The sequence below is a fragment of the Streptococcus caballi DSM 19004 genome, assembly GCF_000379985.1.
GTDB classification, from domain to species: Bacteria; Bacillota; Bacilli; order Lactobacillales; family Streptococcaceae; genus Streptococcus; species Streptococcus caballi.
In genome coordinates, this window is sequence record NZ_KB904075.1 from 14,368 (window position 1) to 33,845 (window position 19,478).

14 protein-coding genes and 1 pseudogene are annotated in these 19,478 nt (G+C 43.0%); 4 read left to right on the forward strand and 11 right to left on the reverse strand.

Annotated features, from left to right (window positions below):
• Nucleotides 1-38: 38 nt before the first annotated feature.
• Nucleotides 39-647 (reverse strand): TetR/AcrR family transcriptional regulator, encoded by a 609-nt coding sequence (locus tag A3GS_RS0105170; RefSeq protein ID WP_018364360.1) that lies wholly within the window; start codon nt 645-647, stop codon nt 39-41.
• 184 nt (nt 648-831) lie between these two features.
• Here A3GS_RS0105170 and A3GS_RS12305 point away from each other — a divergent pair, with 184 nt between their 5' ends.
• Together A3GS_RS12305 and A3GS_RS12310 are read left to right on the forward strand one after the other, a co-directional pair.
• A complete protein-coding gene (locus A3GS_RS12305; protein WP_083901873.1) occupies nt 832-2,604 on the forward strand; it encodes an acyl-CoA dehydratase activase in 1,773 nt (590 codons plus the stop codon).
• 11 nt (nt 2,605-2,615) lie between these two features.
• Nucleotides 2,616-5,210: an acyl-CoA dehydratase activase-related protein gene (locus A3GS_RS12310; protein WP_083901874.1), complete on the forward strand. Its 2,595-nt coding sequence runs from the start codon at nt 2,616-2,618 to the stop codon at nt 5,208-5,210.
• 326 nt (nt 5,211-5,536) lie between these two features.
• On the opposite strand, the gene A3GS_RS11545 is transcribed toward A3GS_RS12310, so the two are convergent.
• The 10 genes from A3GS_RS11545 to A3GS_RS0105225 all read right to left on the reverse strand — a co-directional run bounded on the left by A3GS_RS11545 (nt 5,537) and on the right by A3GS_RS0105225 (nt 16,638).
• Nucleotides 5,537-6,106: a DUF1697 domain-containing protein gene (locus A3GS_RS11545; protein ID WP_018364361.1), complete on the reverse strand. Its 570-nt coding sequence runs from the start codon at nt 6,104-6,106 to the stop codon at nt 5,537-5,539.
• Between the two features lie 4 nt (nt 6,107-6,110).
• Complete coding sequence (locus A3GS_RS0105185) at nt 6,111-6,470, reverse strand: DUF2200 family protein (protein ID WP_018364362.1); 360 nt, start codon at nt 6,468-6,470, stop codon at nt 6,111-6,113.
• Nucleotides 6,471-6,554: 84 nt separating this feature from the next.
• The gene (locus A3GS_RS0105190) at nt 6,555-7,223 is read right to left on the reverse strand and encodes a putative quinol monooxygenase (RefSeq protein ID WP_018364363.1); all 669 of its coding nucleotides are present in this window, start codon (nt 7,221-7,223) and stop codon (nt 6,555-6,557) included.
• A gap of 1 nt (nt 7,224) precedes the next feature.
• On the reverse strand, nt 7,225-8,142 hold the full coding sequence (locus A3GS_RS0105195; RefSeq protein WP_018364364.1) for an amidohydrolase family protein: 918 nt from the start codon (nt 8,140-8,142) through the stop codon (nt 7,225-7,227).
• On the reverse strand, nt 8,142-8,582 hold the full coding sequence (locus tag A3GS_RS0105200; RefSeq protein ID WP_018364365.1) for a MerR family transcriptional regulator: 441 nt from the start codon (nt 8,580-8,582) through the stop codon (nt 8,142-8,144). The genes A3GS_RS0105195 and A3GS_RS0105200 overlap by 1 nt, the downstream gene beginning before the upstream one ends.
• Before the next feature lie 92 nt (nt 8,583-8,674).
• Nucleotides 8,675-10,531, reverse strand: coding sequence for a bifunctional homocysteine S-methyltransferase/methylenetetrahydrofolate reductase (locus A3GS_RS0105205; RefSeq protein WP_018364366.1), 1,857 nt, complete (start codon nt 10,529-10,531; stop codon nt 8,675-8,677).
• A 12-nt stretch (nt 10,532-10,543) separates the two neighbouring features.
• Complete coding sequence (gene metE, locus A3GS_RS0105210) at nt 10,544-12,781, reverse strand: 5-methyltetrahydropteroyltriglutamate--homocysteine S-methyltransferase (RefSeq protein WP_018364367.1); 2,238 nt, start codon at nt 12,779-12,781, stop codon at nt 10,544-10,546.
• A gap of 232 nt (nt 12,782-13,013) precedes the next feature.
• Nucleotides 13,014-14,990 carry a PTS fructose transporter subunit IIABC gene (locus A3GS_RS0105215; RefSeq protein ID WP_018364368.1) on the reverse strand — a complete coding sequence of 659 codons (1,977 nt, stop codon included), beginning with the start codon at nt 14,988-14,990 and terminating at the stop codon, nt 13,014-13,016.
• Nucleotides 14,987-15,898 carry a 1-phosphofructokinase gene (gene pfkB, locus A3GS_RS0105220; RefSeq protein ID WP_018364369.1) on the reverse strand — a complete coding sequence of 304 codons (912 nt, stop codon included), beginning with the start codon at nt 15,896-15,898 and terminating at the stop codon, nt 14,987-14,989. Before pfkB ends, A3GS_RS0105215 begins: the two co-directional genes overlap by 4 nt.
• Entirely contained in the window at nt 15,895-16,638 is a 744-nt protein-coding gene (locus A3GS_RS0105225; RefSeq protein WP_026216287.1) for a DeoR/GlpR family DNA-binding transcription regulator, read from the reverse strand. Before A3GS_RS0105225 ends, pfkB begins: the two co-directional genes overlap by 4 nt.
• A 148-nt stretch (nt 16,639-16,786) precedes the next feature.
• Between A3GS_RS0105225 and A3GS_RS0105230 the strand changes: the two genes are divergently transcribed.
• Together A3GS_RS0105230 and A3GS_RS11550 are read left to right on the forward strand one after the other, a co-directional pair.
• Nucleotides 16,787-18,439 (forward strand): Rqc2 family fibronectin-binding protein, encoded by a 1,653-nt coding sequence (locus A3GS_RS0105230; protein ID WP_018364371.1) that lies wholly within the window; start codon nt 16,787-16,789, stop codon nt 18,437-18,439.
• A gap of 349 nt (nt 18,440-18,788) precedes the next feature.
• Nucleotides 18,789-19,461: pseudogene (locus A3GS_RS11550) on the forward strand (transposase); the annotation flags it as partial.
• Between the last annotated feature and the right edge of the window lie 17 nt (nt 19,462-19,478).

Consider the following 19,478-nt stretch of genomic DNA (forward strand, 5'->3'; position numbering starts at 1 on the left):
AAACAGCTTTCTTACTCTACGTCGTTCTTCAAAAAAAATCAATCGCGGTTAATGATGACACCCATGACAGTCAGGTGACCGTTGCTGATAAGAGTGATAACCAGACGCGCCAGCTCTTTGGCTGTCATAGAAAAGTCTGACTTGATCCACCAAATCAGAGTCCCCGTGAAAATACTAGTCAGATAGGCCACGATAAAGTCCGTAGGAACGGGCTGCCCAGACTCGGTGACATTGAGTTTGGCTAGCAGGTCAGCGTACTTGTCGTGCATGAGTTGGCTAAAACTTTCCTGCATGACTTCCTGCGAAATGCTCTTGGCGACAATCTTAGCAATGGCTGGATTTTTCTCTAAACTATGATAAAAATTAGTTAGTAGATTCTCAGCCTTTCTGACCATGAATGTATCGCCACTTGCAACCTGAGCCGCATCAATCATGTCAGACAGTTGGATGAGCAACTGTTTTTTAATACCATCTTGCAGCTGATCCTTATCGGCGTAGTGAGAATAAAAAGTAGCACGATTAATCATAGCTTCGTCTGCGATATCTTGAACAGTAATTTTCTCGTAGGGCTTCTGACTGAGCAACTTTGTAAAGGCATCAAAGATGAGTTTTTCAGTTCTTAGGTAACGAATATCGGTAAATTTCATGATTTTCCTTTCAAGATAAACGACAGATTGTTGGTTATGTGTTGTTTAAACAACAGTTTTAAAAAAATCAACGATTGAAATTGATAAATTGAGTTTTATAATAATATTATAACAAACAATCTGTTGCTTATCCAACGGATTGTTGACAGGCTGACACTTTGTTGCCTAGAAACGAGGAAGACAATTGTATAAAGCAGGTATTGATGTCGGCTCAACAACCGTTAAGGTCGTTGTGTTCGATGAAAAGGACAATCTACTTTTCGCACGCTATGAACGTCACTATTCAGATGTTAAAGCGGCGACCATCAAAGTTTTAAGAGAAGCTATCTCTGAAATCGGGGATTGCCAAGTTTCAATTGCTATCACTGGCTCCGGTGGTATGGGCCTATCTGACGCAGCAAACATTCCTTTTGTTCAAGAAGTGATCGCTGCCACCACTACCGTTGAAAAGCGCATTCCACAAACCGATGTGGTCATTGAACTGGGTGGTGAAGATGCCAAGATGACCTTCTTCGGTGATGCTCTCGAACAGCGCATGAACGGGACTTGTGCCGGTGGTACAGGAGCCTTTATTGACCAAATGGCCGAGCTGCTCAAGACAGATGCTAATGGCGTTAACGAATTAGCCAAGGGTTATAAAACCATCTATCCTATCGCCAGCCGCTGCGGAGTTTTTGCCAAGACAGATGTTCAGCCCCTCATCAACGAAGGCGCGCGCAAGGAAGATATCGCTGCTTCTATCTTCCAAGCCGTGGTCAATCAAACCATCGCAGGATTAGCTTCAGGTCGTAAAATCACTGGTAATATTGCCTTTCTAGGTGGCCCACTCTTTTTCATGAGTGAATTGCGCCAACGTTTCATTGAGACCCTTAATATTGCTCCTGAAAATGTGATTTTCCCAGAAAATCCACAACTCTTTGTTGCCATGGGAGCTGCCTTTGATGAAGACCAAGCAGTTCTTAAATTGTCACAAATTATTGACAACCTCAATCACAACACTTCTGAATCACTGGTACCTAAAAGCACTCTGGACGTCCTCTTCAAGAACCAAGAGGAACTTGACATTTGGCGCCAACGCCACAATGAAGCTAGCGCTCAATATAAAGACATCGCGACTGCTTCTGGTCCAGTCTTCCTCGGTATTGATGCAGGGTCTACCACTTCTAAGGTTATCCTGACCGACCCAGATGGCAATATCCTCTTCCAAAACTACGGCAGTAACAAAGGACAGCCTCTTGAATCAGTGATCGCTGTCCTCAAAGAAATCTACCATCAATTGCCAGAGGAGGCCTTTATTGCTCGTTCTTGTGTGACAGGCTATGGTGAGAATCTCATCAAGGCTGCGCTTCGCGTGGATTACGGTGAAGTCGAAACGGTAGCCCACTTCAAGGCTGCCAACTACTTCAATCCCGGCGTTGACTTTATCCTTGACATCGGTGGTCAAGACATGAAAGCCATGTCTGTTCAAGATGGGGCACTTTCTAGCATCCAACTCAACGAAGCCTGTTCGTCTGGCTGCGGTTCCTTCATTGAAACCTTTGCCAAATCGCTCAAATATGATGTCAAAGACTTCGCTCAAGTTGCCTTGCTGGCAGAGCACCCGGTTGACCTCGGTTCTAAATGTACCGTCTTCATGAACTCTAAAGTTAAGCAAGTGCAAAAAGAAGGGGCAACCGTTGCTGACATTTCTGCTGGACTTTCCTACTCTGTTATTAAAAATGCCCTCTATAAGGTTATCAAACTCAAACGTCCTGAAGACCTTGGTGAAAAAATCGTTGTCCAAGGCGGTACCTTCTACAACGAAGCCGTTCTGCGTGCCTTTGAATTGGTTTCAGGTCGAGAAGTCGTCCGCCCAAGCATTGCTGGACTCATGGGAGCTTATGGCTGCGCTCTCATTGCTCAAGAAAAATACGAAGACGAAACCCACACCCACCAAGCTCAAGCCATCATGGTATAAGGAGAATGTAAATGGTTGAAGATAAATTTAAAAATAGCAGAGCTGGTTCGACCCTGATGGGTTTGGACGAGCTGGATAGCTTCACGTCTGAGAAAGAATTCACCCGCTGCGGTCTCTGTGAAAACAACTGTGCCTTGACTGTCACTATTTTCCCTGACGGTTCAAAATTCGTCACAGGAAACCGCTGCGAGCGCGGTGCTGAAAAAGTCACTAAAATTAAGTTCGACCGTAGCAACGCTAAAACAAACTTAGTTGACTACAAATACAAGAAGCTTTTCAAATTCAAGGCGTTGTCAAAACGTGATGCCGTACATGGTGTCATTGGCATCCCCCGTGTGCTCAACATGTACGAAAATTATCCACTTTGGCACACCATCCTGACTGACCTTGGTTTTCGTGTCCAAATTTCACCTAAGTCTGACAAGAAATTGTTTGAAAAGGGAATTGAAACCATTCCATCCGACACGGTCTGCTACCCTGCCAAGCTGGTACACGGTCACATCCAATCCTTGATTGATAAGAAGGTGGACGCCATCTTTTACCCTAGTGTTATCTATGAGCGTATTGAAAATAGCAAAGCACCTAACCACTACAACTGCCCTATCGTTCAAGGTTATCCTGAAGTCATTGAAAAGAATATGGACCCTATCCGTGACGGAGATGTTAAATTCTACCACCCTTTCGTCAATCTAGCCGACCCTGAAACACTGGTGTTCTCCTTGTCTAAAGCCTTCGCAGGGTACGAAGACATTAACAAAGAAGACATCCGCAAGGCGGTTAATCATGGCTACCAAGCTCTAGAAGACTTTAAAGCTGACCTTCAAGCTAAGGCTGACGAGCTGCTGACTACCATTGCCATGAAAAATGAAAAGGCCATCGTGTTGTCAGGTCGTCCTTATCACTTAGATCCTGAAATCAATCATGGGATCGCAAACATCATCACCCAAGAAGGCTTCCACGTCCTGACCGAAGACATGGTCTCAGGCTTGGAAGAAGTTGGCGGTCTGCGTGTTGTCAACCAATGGGTCTACCACTCTCGCCTCTACGCAGCTGCCAAGGTTGTGTCTAAAAATCCCAACCTTGAGCTTGTTCAACTTAACAGCTTTGGTTGTGGTTTGGACGCTGTCACAACTGACCAAGTTGAAGAAATCATGCGTGGTCACAACAAACTCTACACTGTTCTTAAAATTGACGAAGGTAGCAACATGGGTGCCATCCGCATCCGCCTACGTTCCCTCAAGGCTGCTGTAGAAGAACGCGACAACAAGTTGAAAAAAGCTAACCTTGACCACATCTTCAATCAAGCTCCACAATTTTTAAAAGAACCAGAGGAGGAAGAACACAAACAAGAGCCAGTCTTCACCAAAGAAATGAAGAAAACCCATACGCTGCTCATGCCAATGCTCTCGCCCATCCACCAAAATGGCCTCATTGAAGAAGCCTTCAAACAAGCAGGTTACAATGTCGTCATCTTGCCTGCTATGGACAGACAGGCAGTGGATGTCGGGCTCAAGTTTGTTCATAATGATGCCTGCTACCCTGCTATCATCTCGATTGGGCAAATCCTAGAAGCTCTTCAATCAGGCAAGTACGACCTTGATAATACCAGCGTCATGATGACCCAAACTGGCGGCGGCTGCCGTGCAACTAACTATATTCCACTCCTACGTAAGGGACTTAAGGATGCTGGCTTCCCGCAAATTCCTGTCGTTTCCATCTCCATGGGTAACCAAGGAACCGAGGAAACGCCAGGCTGGAACATCACTATTCCCTTCGTCAAGCGCCTGCTCATCTCTGTCCTCTATGGCGATCTCTTTGAACGTGTTCTCTACCGAGTCCGTCCTTATGAAAAAGTTTCTGGTTCTGCCAATGCTCTCTATGAAAAATGGCTGAGTACCGCCAAACACAACATCAAGACAGGCTCTTACTTTGAGTTCAACCGCAACATGAAGCGGATCATCAAAGACTTTGACACGCTTGAAACCGTTGACTTCGGTCAAAAACCACGTGTTGGTGTTGTTGGTGAAATTCTGGTCAAATACGCCCCTACTGCTAACAATGACATCGTCGGCATCATCGAACGTGAAGGCGGCGAAGCTGTCGTACCTGACCTGATTGGCTTTATGAACTACTCCCTCTTCAACCAAATCTGGAAGGCTGACGAACTCAACATGAGTCAAAAGAGCAAACGCCTTGCTAAGCTAGGCATTGATGCCATCAATCTCCTTGAAAAACCAATGAACAAGACACTGGAGAAATCTAAGCGCTTTGAAGGTATTGAATCTATCTATGACATCGCAGAAGGAGCTTCTAAGATTATCTCCATCGGTAACCATACTGGTGAAGGCTGGTTCCTGACAGGTGAGATGATTGAACTGCTCAACAACGATGTCAAGAACATCGTCTGCCTGCAACCATTTGGCTGCCTGCCTAACCACATCGTCGGAAAAGGAATGGTCAAAGAGCTGCGCCGCCAATACAAAGGAGCCAATATTGCCCCAATTGATTACGACCCAGGCTCATCAGAAGTCAACCAACTTAACCGCATCCGCCTTATGATGACCACTGCTAAAAAAATTCAAAAAGCCTCCGCGGCTCAACATTGATGTTAAACAAACACCTCAGCACAAAAAGTGTTGAGGCATTTTAATACACTTGCCCAGTGAAGTGCTCCAGAATCACTCTAACATTCAAAAGCAGATTAGCATCAATATCTTAAAAAGAAATTCCATCAAAAAAGCCAGCACCCACTTGTGCTGGCCCTTTTCTTATAGTTCACTTACTTTTCCTACACTTAGGCTCTCTAGCTTAGGGTGACTCTTACTTGATCTCAGATACCTTTCTCAAAAGTCTAGCGGACAAAAGCACTTCCCTTACCAATCTGCTAGATCTCAATGGTAGTAAAAATCATCTTAGTTATTTCTTCTCTTTCCTAAGCTCCATAGCGTTCCACATAATCCGCCACCATCTGTGTCAGTTTCCTAAAGGTATTACCATTGCGAATGGTAGTCATGCCATAGACTAGCTTATCCTTACTAATTTTGCTGTAGCTCGTTTTGCTAAAATGCTGGCGCTGACAAGTCCAAAAGAGCATACCAGAGGCAGTCGCCAGTAGTTCATAGCCCTCTCTAACCGCAGGCATACGTTTCACAACCATTTCAGCTGTCCAAGGTTGAAGGACAAAGATAGCATTATGCTTATCATAATCAGCTCTATTGAACCAATCAGGTTGTTGGGCAGACATATCTAAAACTTGCTGGGCAGGATAGACTGCGCAGGCAACGTCCAGGGCAAAGTGCTGTGCAATTAAGCTATGACAAAGTCTTTGTAGGTCGGCTTGGTCAGTCCGAAAGATAACATTACCTGAATTGATATAGGTTTTAACCGCTTGGAAGCCCTGTTCCTCTAACACCGCCTTGAGTTCAGCCATAACAATCTTGTTCTTGCCGCCTACATTGATGCCCCGCAGTAGCAAAAGGTAGGTTTGCATCTTATCTGCCATGACTTCACTCCTTTTCGTATTTGGCTATAACCTGTTCGACTGATTTGCCCTTAGCCAGCCAATCCACCAACTTGTCTAGCCGGCGAACCTCCTGCATGACAGGCTCCGTAATAGTCTCAATCTGGACCCCACAAATTTTACCAATAATCTGTTTTCGATTGATATTGTAAGCTGGCCCGCGCCTGATAAAATCAGCGTAGGACAAGTCTGATTCTGCCAGCTTCTCTAACTGATCTTCGCTGTAGCCCGTTAGCCAGGATGTCAAAGCGTCCACATCCTCTCTGGTCTTGCCCTTGCGTTCCGCCTTTGCTACCAAAGCCCCATAAACCGCAGCAAAGTGCATGTCATCTAAACTTTTTGCCATCTCATCCTCCACAAGTCTTTTTTACTAGTATAGCACAAGTTGGCTGCTAAAATCCCTCCAGCAGCTTGCAAGAGGAATTGACATCTAGTTTTCGTATTCTAATTCGCCCTGATTGACCAAGACACTAGCCTTGAGCAAATGGAGTTGCTTGTCTGCAACCATACCGGCTGTCTCTGCGATGTAGGTTTTGAAGTGCTCTGTCTCACAGTGGGATTCGTAAGCTGCCTCGTCTTGGTAAATCTCAACAAAACGCCAGACATTAGCTTGATTGGCTAGGGTACCCGCATACATGACCAAAACTCCTGCTTCCTTAGCCATAGCATCTTTCATTTCCTGAATGACGATAGCCTTGAAATCCGCCATATTATCAGGATTGACAGTCACTTCTGCCAAACGTATAGATAAGCTTGAAGCCTTTTCGGAAAACAGTGGAGCTCTTTTTTCTAGGAGAAGCTGGGGTGTCAGATGGTAGACTACCCTATCCGTCAGCCCATCCTTGGCAAAACTGGCAAAAGCTAGAAATTGTTCAGAAGCTACATGCATTTGGTAGCTAGCCTCATCGCGGTAGACTTCTACCACATAATTGATAGACGGGTCCGAAGAGTCTTGAGCTATGTACATGGCCAGTGTTCCTGGTTCAGTCTTGATAGAAGTCGTCAAATTATGGTGTCCAACTTGAGCGAATTCATCCAAATGATTTTTGTCAGCCATCAATCTGAAGAGGCGAAAAAGAGGAGCTTGGTTTAATGTCATCTTATTTATCCTTTCTTAGTAAGCGGTCAAAATTTCCTGAAAAGATGAGATCTTTATCGGCTTGTGGAACAGCCATATCATTGATAGCTTGAATGATTTCTTTACTGGCTCCCGCAGGCAGGATTCCAAGTGGGGCATCAGTCCCAAAGAAAACATGGTCTACCCCAAAGTAATCCAGGCAAAGTTCCAGAGCTTTGCTATTACCCAAGATAGCCGTATCTACATAAAACTTTTTGAAATTCTGCGCTAAGTCGGCGGGAAGAATGCGCTCAATTCGTCCTGCAAAATAAGGCACCATGGCACCAGCGTGGTGAACGATGATTTTGAGGTCAGGAAATTCTTGGAAATACTTAGCCTGAACGATTTGCAACATGGCCTGTGTCAGCTCGTACTCCCATGAAAAGATGATGTTATTATCTGGCTTGCGCTCGTCAAAGACAGGATGAAGCCAGATGGGGATATCCAGCTCAGCACATTTAGCGAAGATAGGTTTGAAGGTGTCGTCAGCGACTGACTGCCCCAGATGACGGGTAAAAAGCTGGATTCCAAGCACTTGTTGGTTTGCAGCGACGAAATTCTCTAGAATTTCAATACTCTTGTCAATGTTATTGAGAGCTAACATGGCAACCGCGCCAGCAAAGAGATCTGGATTGGCAGTAACTGTCTCTAAAAGTTCTTCGTTAGCTTTCTCGACCAGCAGCGCAGCCATTTTCCCAGCCATATAGTCCTCTGGATTCGTGTTGACATAAGAAATAACCTGACGCACACCCACAGGCTTCTGCTTACGACGCATTTCCACGTCAGTCAGAACAGGATTTTGAATGAAAGGCATCTTGTCTGGTAATTTATCATCTAGCATCAACATGCGTTTGTAAAAGTTAGGTAAGAGAACGTGGGCAAATACATCAATTTTTTCCATTAGTCAAGCTCCTTCCAACTATCTTTTTCATCAGCCATAATGTCGTATTGGTTAAAGTAGGACTCCTCATTCTCAATCTCTCCCGATTGGTAGAGTTCAATTTTGTGCACCAAGCGGTCAATGGAACGTTGCAAATTATGCTGTTTTTTATAGAGCACATTCAATTGCTCTCGTAACAAGTCCTCACGCGCCTGCAAAGTAGAATGTCCTTGTTTAAGTAGACCTACATAGTCAAGTAAGACCTCAATGGAAACACCTGAATGCCGCAAACAAATCACCATTTCTAACCACTTAAGCAAGTCCTCTGTAAAATAGCGATTGCCGTTAGCCTTCCTTGGCACGTGCGGTAGTAGACCAATGCGTTCATAGTAGCGCAAGGTGTTGGCATTGATATCGTATTTCTGACTAACTTCCGTAATGGTATAAGTTTTCTCACTCATCTGCTATCCCCAATTTCTCTGAAAAATTCATACCTTTATTGTAGCACTTATAGCCCACTACAAGTCAAGCGTCAGCCAAAAAAAAGAGAGCACTAAACTCTCTTTTCAACTCTTCCTTGAGTTTGTTCATGGATGTAATCAATCAGCTCCACCGTCAAATCATAGCGCATAAAGGGCGTAATCAAGTAGATTCCCTTAAAATGCTCTAAGGCCTTATCAATCAGTCGTTTACTCTCTGTCAAAGCCACTAACTGGCAGGCTTCCTTATCATCCTTAACCGATTCCAATCGTGTCAGAAAATCTTCTGATAGGTCAATGCCAGGCACTTCATTATGTAAGAAAACCGCATTATTGTAGCTGGTAATAGGCATGATGCCAATGAAGAAAGGCTGTATTACTTTTTCTGTTAATTGAGCTAAACCCTCAATGGTTTCCTCGTTGAAGATGGGTTGGGTGATGAAATAATCAGCGCCAGCCGCAACCTTCTTATCAATGAGACGACCACAGCGGGCAAGATTCTTAACATTAGGATTGAAGGCAGCCGCTGCGGTGAAACTAGTCGGTTTCTTGATGCTGGCACCACTGTAACCTTTGCCTTCGTTCAGCTGCTTAATCAACTGCAAAAGCTTAAAGCTAGTAGCATCGTAAACACTGGTTGCTCCTGGAAAATCGCCTAGTTTAGACGGATCTCCCGTGATAGCTAAAATATTTTCAAAACCCAGCACATCCATGCCTAATAAGCGCGACTGCAGGCCAATCATATTGTGGTCACGGCAAGACAAATGCAAAAGAAATGGGGTAGAAATCTCATTTTTTAACAGGGCAGCTAAACTGAGATTGCATATACGAGTCTTGGCTAGAGAATTATCAGCCAGCGTAATGGCTTCTATGCCAGCCTCATCCAGAGCCTTGATTCCAGCAGTAAAGCTTTTAATATCTAGGTGCTTTGGTGGATCTAGCTCAGCTATGATGGTCACTTCTTTTTTAACCTTCTCCAAAATGGTGTTACTTTTTTGAGTTTGCTTAATAAGCTCCGCTTCCTCTGGCAGAGGGGTGACTAATTTTCGCTTGATAGGCTTGAGACCACGGAGGGCACGTTTAACAGCTCTGATATGGTCTGGTGTGGTGCCACAGCAGCCTCCAATAATTCTCGCTCCTTCTCCTACCAACAACTCTGCACTTTTTCCAAAATAATCAGCATTTTGACTAAAACTATAGTGTCCCTTTTCACCATCATCAACGAAGGAAAGCAAGCTGGCATTTGGATAAACGGCTAAATATGACTGGGCAAAGAGGGGAACCTGCTTGAGCGACTGAATCATGTGGTAAGGTCCCAAGTGACAATTGAGTCCAACAATATCAGCTCCTAGCATGACCAGTTGACTGAAGACCTCAACCAACGGACGCCCATTTTCCACGACGCTAGGCTCATGCAACGCAATATTTGTTATGATCGGAAGATCCGTCAGGGGGCGGACAGTTTCAACAACAGCCAGCAACTCCTCAACATCATAATAGGTTTCAAAGAGTAGACCGTCCAAGTCACCCGTTTCAAGAAGGGCTGTCACCTGCTCCAGAGTTTCCGCAAGGATTTCGTCTAAACTGAGCTCGCATTGTTTGAGACCGCGTGAAGCCCCTACTGTTCCCAGAACAAAAGTATTCTCCTCAGCAGCCTGTCTAGCTAGGCGAGCGCCCGCTTGATTAATTTCCTTAACCTGATTGTCAAATCCGTAGGCAGCCAATTGGTGTCGCTTGGCGCCGTAGGTATTGGTCTGGATAATGTCAGCTCCTGCTTCAATATACATCCTATGGATTCGCTTAATCTCTTCTGGGTGAGACAGATTGTAGGCAACATAGCAACTACCCAGACCATTAGAATAAAGGAGGGTACCCATTGCCCCATCTGCCACGAGAACATCTGTCTTCAATTTTTCTAATAATCTGGACATGGCCTTCCTCACTTATTTTCCGAATTTAGCACGAACATCCTTCGTTGCTGCTACAAGAATCTCCAGAGCTGCTACTGTTTCTGGCTCGCGACGCGTCTTAAGGCCGCAGTCTGGATTGACCCAGAATTGCTCAAGTGACAGCTGATTCAAAGGACGTTCAATATTTTTAATAACTTCTTCCTTGGTCGGTACGCGAGGTGAATGAATATCATAAACACCAAGACCAATACCAAGTGGGTAAACAACCGTTTCAAAGGTTTCGATAATATCACCATGACTACGGCTCGTTTCAATAGAAATCACGTCCGCATCAAGTTCGCGAATAGAGTCAATGATTTCATCAAACTTAGAATAACACATATGGGTATGGATTTGCGTATCGTCCTTGACTGATGATGTAGCAATACGGAAAGCCTTTACCGCATCATCCAAGTAGGCCTTCTGCTTGGCCTTACGCAGTGGCAGACCTTCACGAAGAGCAGCCTCATCCACCTGAATAATGGCAATACCGGCTTCCTCAAGCAGCTTGATTTCATCCTTAATAGCAAGCCCAATTTGATTGAAAAGCTCAGCCCGAGAAATATCCGTACGCTCAAAAGACCAGTTAGTGATAGTAATTGGTCCTGTCAGCATGCCCTTAACTGGACGATTAGTCAGACTCTGTGCATAGACGGTTTCCTTCACTGTCAGCGGTTGAATGTGCTGCACATCCCCATAGATAATTGGAGGTTTAACAGCACGAGAACCGTAAGATTGTACCCACCCCAGTTTGGTGGTAATGAAGCCAGCTAACTTTTGACCAAAGAATTCAACCATGTCCACACGCTCAAATTCACCGTGCACCAACACATCAATGTCCAAGTCCTCTTGAATCTTAATCCAGCGAGCAATCTCCGCCTTAATAAAGTCTTCGTATTGAGCATCCGTAATGTCTCCACGTTTCCAGGCCAGACGAGTGCGGCGCACCTCAGGTGACTGCGGGAAGGATCCGATGGTCGTCGTTGGTAAAATCGGTAACTTCAACTTGTCCTGTTGGATTCGACGACGCACTTTGTAATCATGTTGACGTTGTCTTGGAACATCCGCCAGATTTTCCAAGCTAACATTTCGGAAATCAGCCTCTTGAAGAGCATTGAAATCAGCAACGTGTTGTTCATAAGCTGAATTAACCTCTCCCTCTAAGTGCTCTGCCAAAAGTTTGATTTCCGCTAGTTTTTCATCCGCAAAGGCCAGACCATTTTTTAGTACTGCATCCAATTCCGTCTCATTTTTTGTTGTTACAGGCACATGTAAAAGGGAACAAGATGGTTGTAAAACAAGTTCTCCAACATGCTCTTGAAGAGACTTAACTAGAGCCGATGTTGTTTCAAAATCATTGGCCCAAACATTGCGTCCATCAACTACACCAGCAAAAACAGTTTTATTCTTGAATAAGCCAGCTTGAACAGCAGCTAAATTCTCATCCAAACCGTGAACAAAATCTAGACCAAAAGCTACAACTGGCAGTTGAGCCAATTTATCAGCATTAATCAAAGCCTCAAAATAAGTTTGGAAAATCAACTGCGCTTGCGGCACCTCTTTGGAAAAGTAATCATAAACGAAACGCGCCGCCTCAAGCAAGTTAGCTCCTTCATCCGTTACGAAAATTGGCTCATCCACTTGGATGTAAGTCGCGCCCGCCTGCACTAGTTCAGTGAAAATTTGCTTGTAAAGCGGTAGAAGACTCTTGACTGCTGCTGTAAAATCTTCAACACCGGCTGAAAGTGCAACGTAAGTAATAGGTCCTGTTATGACAGGTTTGGCTCTGTCTCCAATTACTTGACGCGCTTCTAAATACAAATTGAGCAAACGCTGATTGGTCAATTTGGGTTTACTTTTCGACCATTCTGGCACAATGTAATGATAGTTAGTATTAAACCATTTCTTCATAGAAGAGGCCACATTGTCCTTATTGCCACGCGCAATGTCAAAATACAAATCAAGGTCAACTTCGCGTCCCGCAAAACGCTTAGGGATAATGCCAAATTGTACAGATAAATCTAAGATATGATCATAGAGTGAAAAATCCCCTACAGGAATCAAATCAAGACCTGCATCAGCTTGTTTTTTTAGAAATTGAAGACGTAGATCTTTTGCCTGGGCCTCCAACTCATCACGACTGACATTACCTGCCCAGTAATTTTCAATCAATTTCTTCCACTCGCGCTTCTCCCCCAAACGTGGGTAGCCCAAAGATGTAATCCTTACCATAGTTACCTCCTATAACCTTATACCTAAATAGCTATAACTAAAATATATTTTATAAATACGATTTTAACCGATAAATACTGTCATTTCAACACTTTTGGATATTGTATCTTTTTAGAGATAGTTATAGTTTTTAACTATACATTTAGAACTAGATATAGTTATTAACTATATCAAAAGCTCTACCACTTCTCGAAACAAAAAAAGAACTCCCGAAGGAATTCTTAAATATGACTTATTTAGCTTTACGAAGGGCACCATACAGAATACCTGATACAACTGCCCCGATAAGGACGAAGACAATATAAAGAAGTGGGTTACTTGTAAGAGCGATAACGAAGATACCACCATGAGGGGCCATCAATTTAATACCAGCTAAACCAACAAGAGCACCTGCAAGAGCAGAACCTGCCATGAAGCTTGGGATAGCACGTGCTGGGTCAGCAGCGGCAAATGGAATTGCACCTTCTGTGATGAATGAGAGACCCATGATGATGTTTGTTAAACCAGAATTACGTTCTTCTTCAGAGAATTTATTCTTGAACAAGAGAGTTGCAACAAAGATCGCAAGTGGTGGAACCATACCGCCAGCCATAACAGCAGCCATAACAACTGAGCCACCGTGAGCAACTGTCGCTGCAAGAGTACCTGTACCAAAGACGTAAGCTGCTTTATTGAAAGGCCCACCCATATCAATGGCCATCATACCACCGAGGATAAGTCCCATAAGGACAGCTGAACTACCTGACAAACTTTGAAGGAAGTTGTTCAAGCCAGTGTTAATTGCAGCCATTGGGATATTGACAAAGAGCATCAAGAACCCAGTTACAAATACGCCAAGTAATGGATAGAGAAGGATAGATTTGATGCCTTCAAGTGAACGAGGAAGACCGTTGAGGATTTTCTTAATCACAAGAATCACACCACCAGCAAGGAATCCACCAACAAGTGCCCCAAGGAATCCTGAAGGGATACCAGTAAGGGCAAGAGATGCTTTACCGCCAGATGCAAACGGTACTTTACCCCAAGCAAAACCACTTGATGCAATAGAACCAGCCACAAAACCAGCTACCAAACCTGGTTTTTCAGCGATTGAGTAAGCAATATAACCCGCAAGAACTGGAAGCATAAAGCCAAAGGCAACACCACCGATATTTTTAAAGAGTGAGGCAATTTCATGGTAAGTACCGAGGTTGGACAATTGGTCTTTTGGAACACCCATTGCATTATCAATCAAGAAAGCGAGCGCAATCATGATACCACCACCGATAACAAATGGGAGCATTTGAGAAACACCGCTCATCAAGTGTTTGTAGAAAGCAGCTCCAAGACCTTTTTTCTCACCTTCTGATGAAGTTGAAGAATCTGCTGCTTTATCAGCATGGAAAACTTCAGCCTTGCCATCAAGAATGCTTTGAATTAATTCTTGAGGTTGACGGATACCAGCTGCAACTGGTTTAGAAATCAATTTTTTACCATCGAAACGGGCTGTTTCCACCGCTTTGTCAGCTGCGATAATGACACCAACTGCTTTTGAAATTTCCTCCGCAGTCAAGCGATTACCAACACCGGATGCTCCGTTTGTTTCAACACGAACGTTGACACCCATTTCTTCGCCTTGTTTGATGAGGGCCTCTTCTGCCATGTAAGTGTGGGCGATGCCTGTTGTACACGCTGTAACAGCAACGATCAAAGGTTTATCAGAAGATGCAGCAGACTTAACAACTGCTTGCTTTTTAGTTTCTTCTACAGCTGCTTCATCAGAGGCAGCATCGAAAGTAGCAATAACATCAGCTGGTGATTGAGCAGCTTTCAGTTTGTCAGCAAAACCTGGCTTCAAAAGGTATTTAGATAATTCAGCTAGCGCAGCCAAGTGAGTATCATTAGCTCCGTCTGGTGCAGCAATCATGAAGAATAAGTAAGTTGGTTGTCCATCAAGTGCTTCGTAGTCAAGACCATTAGCTGATTTGGCAAACAAAACAGTAGCATCTTTAACCGCAGCATTTTTGCTGTGTGGCATCGCAATGCCATCGCCTAGACCGGTTGACGTTTGCGCTTCACGGTTCATGATTCCTTTTTTGAAAGTATCGAAATCAGTTACTACACCATTGTCAACAAGGCTTGTGATCATTTCATCAATAGCAGCTTCTTTCGAAGTTGCTTTCAAATCCATAATCATGACTTCTTTTTTTAGCAAGTCTTGAATTCTCATAGTTTTTCTACCTCTACTTTTTCATAAGTTTCTTTAATAAAATCAGCTGTCGCCAAATCATCTGAGAAGGTTGTAGCTGTACCACATGCCACTCCCCATTTGAGAGCTTCAACTGGGTCGCCTGATTTCACATATTCACCAGTGAAGCCAGCCACCATTGAGTCCCCTGCACCGACAGAATTTTTAACCGTGCCCTTGATAGGCTTAGCAAAGTAAGCTGCTTCTGGTGTGACAAGCAAAGCGCCGTCACCAGCCATTGAAATAATAACATTTTGCGCACCCTTAGCAAGAATTGCGCGTGCATATTTTTCAATATCAGCCAGTCCGTTTAGTTCAACTCCGAAAATATCTGCCAACTCATGATTATTTGGTTTAACCAAAAGCGGTGCATAAGCCAATGAATCCAACAAGGTTTGTCCTTCAAAGTCACAAACAACTTGGGCACCTGCTTCTTTTGCAATAGGAATCAGTTTATTGTAAACCTTGTTACCCAAATTAGCTGGAGCTGATCCTGCAAAAACAACCGTATCTTTGTCGGACAATCCAGCTAGAATGGCTTCTAACTCCGCTAATTTTTCGCTCGAAATAGTCGGACCTGCACCGTTAATTTCAGTCTCTTCACCAGCTTTAACCTTGACATTAATACGCGTATCCTCAGCAACCTCAACAAAGTTTGTCGCGATACCTTCATCAACTAGACCGTCTTTGACAAAACGCCCTGTGAATCCACCGATAAAACCTGTCGCGGTATTGTCAATAGCTAGACGTTTCAAGATACGACTAACATTAATCCCTTTACCACCTGCGAACTTATCATCGCTAGTCATGCGATTAACGCCGCCCAGCTCCAAATGGTCCAGGCGGACGATAAAGTCAATGGACGGATTAAGGGTTACCGTATAAATCATACTTCGATCACCTTCGTTTTTTCTCTAATTTTTCTCATAAGGGCTCCCTCAGAATAATTTGTCACAATTGTGACCTTATCAATCTTGTCTACCTTAGCAAAAGAAAATTGCCCCAATTTTGACGAATCAACAAGGACAAATGACTCCTGCGCATTTTCAATAACAACCTTTTTAATAACTGCTTCCTCAACATCGGGTGTTGTCAGAAAGTTTTCATCAATACCATTCATACCGATAAAGGCTTTATCAAAATTCATTTTTGAAATTTGATCAACCGCCGTACAGCCAATGCTAGCATCTGTTGTGTGCTTGACAAAGCCACCAACAATAACGGTTTTAATATCCTTTTCAACCAGTTTAGAAGCATGATGGATAGAGTTGGTCACGACCGTTAAATTTTCCTGAAAAAGGTATTCCAATAATAATTCACTGGTTGTTCCCGCATCAATGAAAATGACATCATTGTCAGAGATGAGACTTGAAGCTTTTTGAGCAATAAGAGCCTTATGATGAATGTTTTTGATAGACTTTTGCTGATTAGTCAACTCTCTCGACAGTGATTTGGGGAGCTCAGCACCACCATGAACACGATGAAGCTTACGTTCGCTCTCCAATTCATCTAAATCTCGACGAACTGTAGACTCAGATGTAGCAAGCATTGCAATTAATTTATCAAGAGTGACGAAGCCTTCCTCGGTGAGCTTTTCCATGATCAATTGCTTGCGCTCTGATTTTAAAATAGTTCTCCCTCCCTCTAACTGAAATCGTTTACAAGTAAATTATACTCCTATTTCCTTCAATGTCAAGCATTTTCTGTCAAATTCTGTCATTTTCTCCAATTTTAGCTTGTGGTATAATAGAATTAGTTAAAATCAGAAAGGAGAAACCATGTCATTTGACGGATTTTTCTTACATCATTTAAAAAAGGAATTGCAAGAAGAGGTTCTATTCGGTCGTATTCAAAAAATAAATCAGCCCTTTGAGCGCGAATTGGTGCTAACCATTCGTAACAATCGTCAAAACTACAAACTACTGCTGTCTGCTCACCCTGTTTTTGGTCGCGTTCAAATCACTAAAGCTGATTTGCCAAATCCTCAGACCCCTAATACTTTTACCATGATTATGAGAAAATATCTGCAAGGTGCCCTCATTGAAAGCATAGAGCAGATTGAAAATGACCGCATTCTGGAAATTGCTGTTTCTAATAAAAATGAAATTGGTGACCAGATTAAAGCAACCCTGATTATTGAAATTATGGGCAAGCATAGCAACATTATCTTGATTGATAAGAACGAGGGAAAAATCATCGAATCTATCAAGCATGTTGGCTTCTCTCAAAATAGTTATCGTACTATTTTACCAGGTTCAACTTATATTTATCCACCAAAAACACAGGCTCGTAATCCTTTTGATATTGAGGATGAAAAGTTATTTGAAATCTTGCAAACTGAAGACATCTCTTTCAAAAACTTGCAGAAACTCTTCCAAGGACTTGGTCGAGATACAGCTAGTGAATTGACTGCGCAACTTACCGACGATAAACTTAGACAGTTTCGTTCCTTTTTTTCCAAGCCTTGTCAGCCATCACTGACCGAAAAATCCTTTTCTGCTGTGCTATTTTCCGACAGCACCCAAAATTTCGATAGCTTATCTGAGCTTTTGGACTACTTTTACCAAGAAAAAGCCGAGCGTGAGCGTATTACCCAGCAGGCCAGTGACCTCATTCATCGGGTTCAAAATGAACTGGAAAAGAATATTAAAAAACTAGGAAAACAAGAGAAAGAACTAGCTGAGACTGACAATGCCGAAGAATTTAGACAAAAGGGGGAGTTGCTAACGACTTTTCTTAATTTGGTTCCCAATGACCAAGACAGTGTCGAATTAGACAATTATTACACCAATGAAAAAATACGTATTTCACTAGACAAATCCTTGACCCCCAATCAGAATGCTCAACGCTATTTCAAAAAATATCAAAAACTGAAAGAAGCTGTCAAACATCTGACTGGCTTAATTGAAGAAACTAAGCACACCATCAGCTATCTGGAAAGTGTCGAAACTGCTCTTAATCATGCTTCGATGACTGATATTGAAGACATCCGCGATGAACTAATAGAAACGGGATTTATTAAAAATCGCGGGCGCGACAAACGCCACAAGCGTAAAAAACCAGAGAAATATTTAGCTTCTGATGGGCAAACCATTATCATGGTCGGTCGAAATAATTTGCAAAACGATGAATTATCCTTCAAAATGTCAAAAAAAGGAGAACTCTGGTTTCATGCCAAAGATATTCCTGGCAGTCATGTCCTCATCAAAGATAACCTCAATCCTTCTGACCAAGTCAAAACTGATGCTGCTGAACTTGCTGCCTACTATTCAAAAGCTAGGTTATCCAACTTGGTTCAGGTTGACATGATTGAAGCCAAAAAACTCAACAAACCAACAGGTGCTAAACCAGGTTTTGTAACCTATACTGGTCAAAAAACATTACGCGTCACTCCAACTGAAGAAAAAATTAAGAGCATGAAAGTAAATTAACAATGTACAGTACAATAGCTTAATATTACTCCCCAAAAGCTAAAATTCAGCTCTATAATATCTGTAGTGGATATCTCATTCGGATATTATAAGGCTTTTTAAATGTATGAAGACATACTAAGATTAGTAGTGAAGAAATATCCTGTCGGAGATTTCTTCACTACTTTTTCTTTGTGGTAAAGTAGAGGTGTCTTGTTAAGTCATAGGGACTTTTGACTACAGACGTCGCATCCAAAACTGGCAGGCACCTGTTTTAGGAAGAATGCTATCAAAGTATGTGGAACGTTTAACGTCGCGTATTGAAAATGACATCACTAAAACAAGGGATTATTCAAGAACACGAGGTAACTGGAACTTAGTCACTGCTTTTCCCTACAAGGGCTTTGTGCTAGATTTGAACCATATTGAACTATCTCAAAACGCATCTCTGACAAGCGTGTGGCTTACTTAGCTGAGAAGCTGACAGTACTAGCTAACCAGTCTTATTGCGCCGTCACGAAGAACTCTCCAATACTAGAAGAGGTGTGTTACTATGCACAAGAATTGCTTAGACTTTCTGAACAGAGACAAACAGTCTTAGACAAAATGGTGGATCTCGCTCAGCCATTGCCAGAGTATGACATTCTGCTTTCTATTCCTGGTATCGCTGAGACGACTGCAACAAGTGTTATTCGCGAACTCGGTGACATTCGCCGTTTTCAGTCTGCCAATCAAATCAATGCCTTTATCGGTATTGACCTGAGACACTATGAATCCGGTAACTTCCTCGCTAAGAAGCACATTACCAAGCGTGGGAATCCTTATGCTAGAAAAATTTTGTTCAAGTGCATTCACAATATCGCTTCAGCTAGCCACACCAAGCCGTGCCATTCGCAGACTTTTATGANAAACGAAAAAGGCAATCGCAAACGACTTCAACCAAGCCACATACGATTGCCTTCATACATCGTCTTATCAGAACAATATATTACCTCATAATGCATAACAACCTTTACGATTATGCGTCTACCAAAAATCAGTAAAATTGTTTATGCCATAT

What these genes read in the sequence shown, in the direction of transcription:
- A3GS_RS0105170 (WP_018364360.1), bottom strand. Translation starts at nt 647, where the DNA reads ATGAAATTTACCGATATTCGTTACCTAAGAACTGAAAAACTCATCTTT.
- A3GS_RS12310 (WP_083901874.1), top strand. Translation starts at nt 2,616, where the DNA reads ATGGTTGAAGATAAATTTAAAAATAGCAGAGCTGGTTCGACCCTGATG.
- A3GS_RS11545 (WP_018364361.1), bottom strand. Translation starts at nt 6,106, where the DNA reads ATGGCAGATAAGATGCAAACCTACCTTTTGCTACTGCGGGGCATCAAT.
- A3GS_RS0105185 (WP_018364362.1), bottom strand. Translation starts at nt 6,470, where the DNA reads ATGGCAAAAAGTTTAGATGACATGCACTTTGCTGCGGTTTATGGGGCT.
- A3GS_RS0105190 (WP_018364363.1), bottom strand. Translation starts at nt 7,223, where the DNA reads ATGACATTAAACCAAGCTCCTCTTTTTCGCCTCTTCAGATTGATGGCT.
- A3GS_RS0105195 (WP_018364364.1), bottom strand. Translation starts at nt 8,142, where the DNA reads ATGGAAAAAATTGATGTATTTGCCCACGTTCTCTTACCTAACTTTTAC.
- A3GS_RS0105200 (WP_018364365.1), bottom strand. Translation starts at nt 8,582, where the DNA reads ATGAGTGAGAAAACTTATACCATTACGGAAGTTAGTCAGAAATACGAT.
- A3GS_RS0105205 (WP_018364366.1), bottom strand. Translation starts at nt 10,531, where the DNA reads ATGTCCAGATTATTAGAAAAATTGAAGACAGATGTTCTCGTGGCAGAT.
- metE (WP_018364367.1), bottom strand. Translation starts at nt 12,781, where the DNA reads ATGGTAAGGATTACATCTTTGGGCTACCCACGTTTGGGGGAGAAGCGC.
- A3GS_RS0105215 (WP_018364368.1), bottom strand. Translation starts at nt 14,990, where the DNA reads ATGAGAATTCAAGACTTGCTAAAAAAAGAAGTCATGATTATGGATTTG.
- pfkB (WP_018364369.1), bottom strand. Translation starts at nt 15,898, where the DNA reads ATGATTTATACGGTAACCCTTAATCCGTCCATTGACTTTATCGTCCGC.
- A3GS_RS0105230 (WP_018364371.1), top strand. Translation starts at nt 16,787, where the DNA reads ATGTCATTTGACGGATTTTTCTTACATCATTTAAAAAAGGAATTGCAA.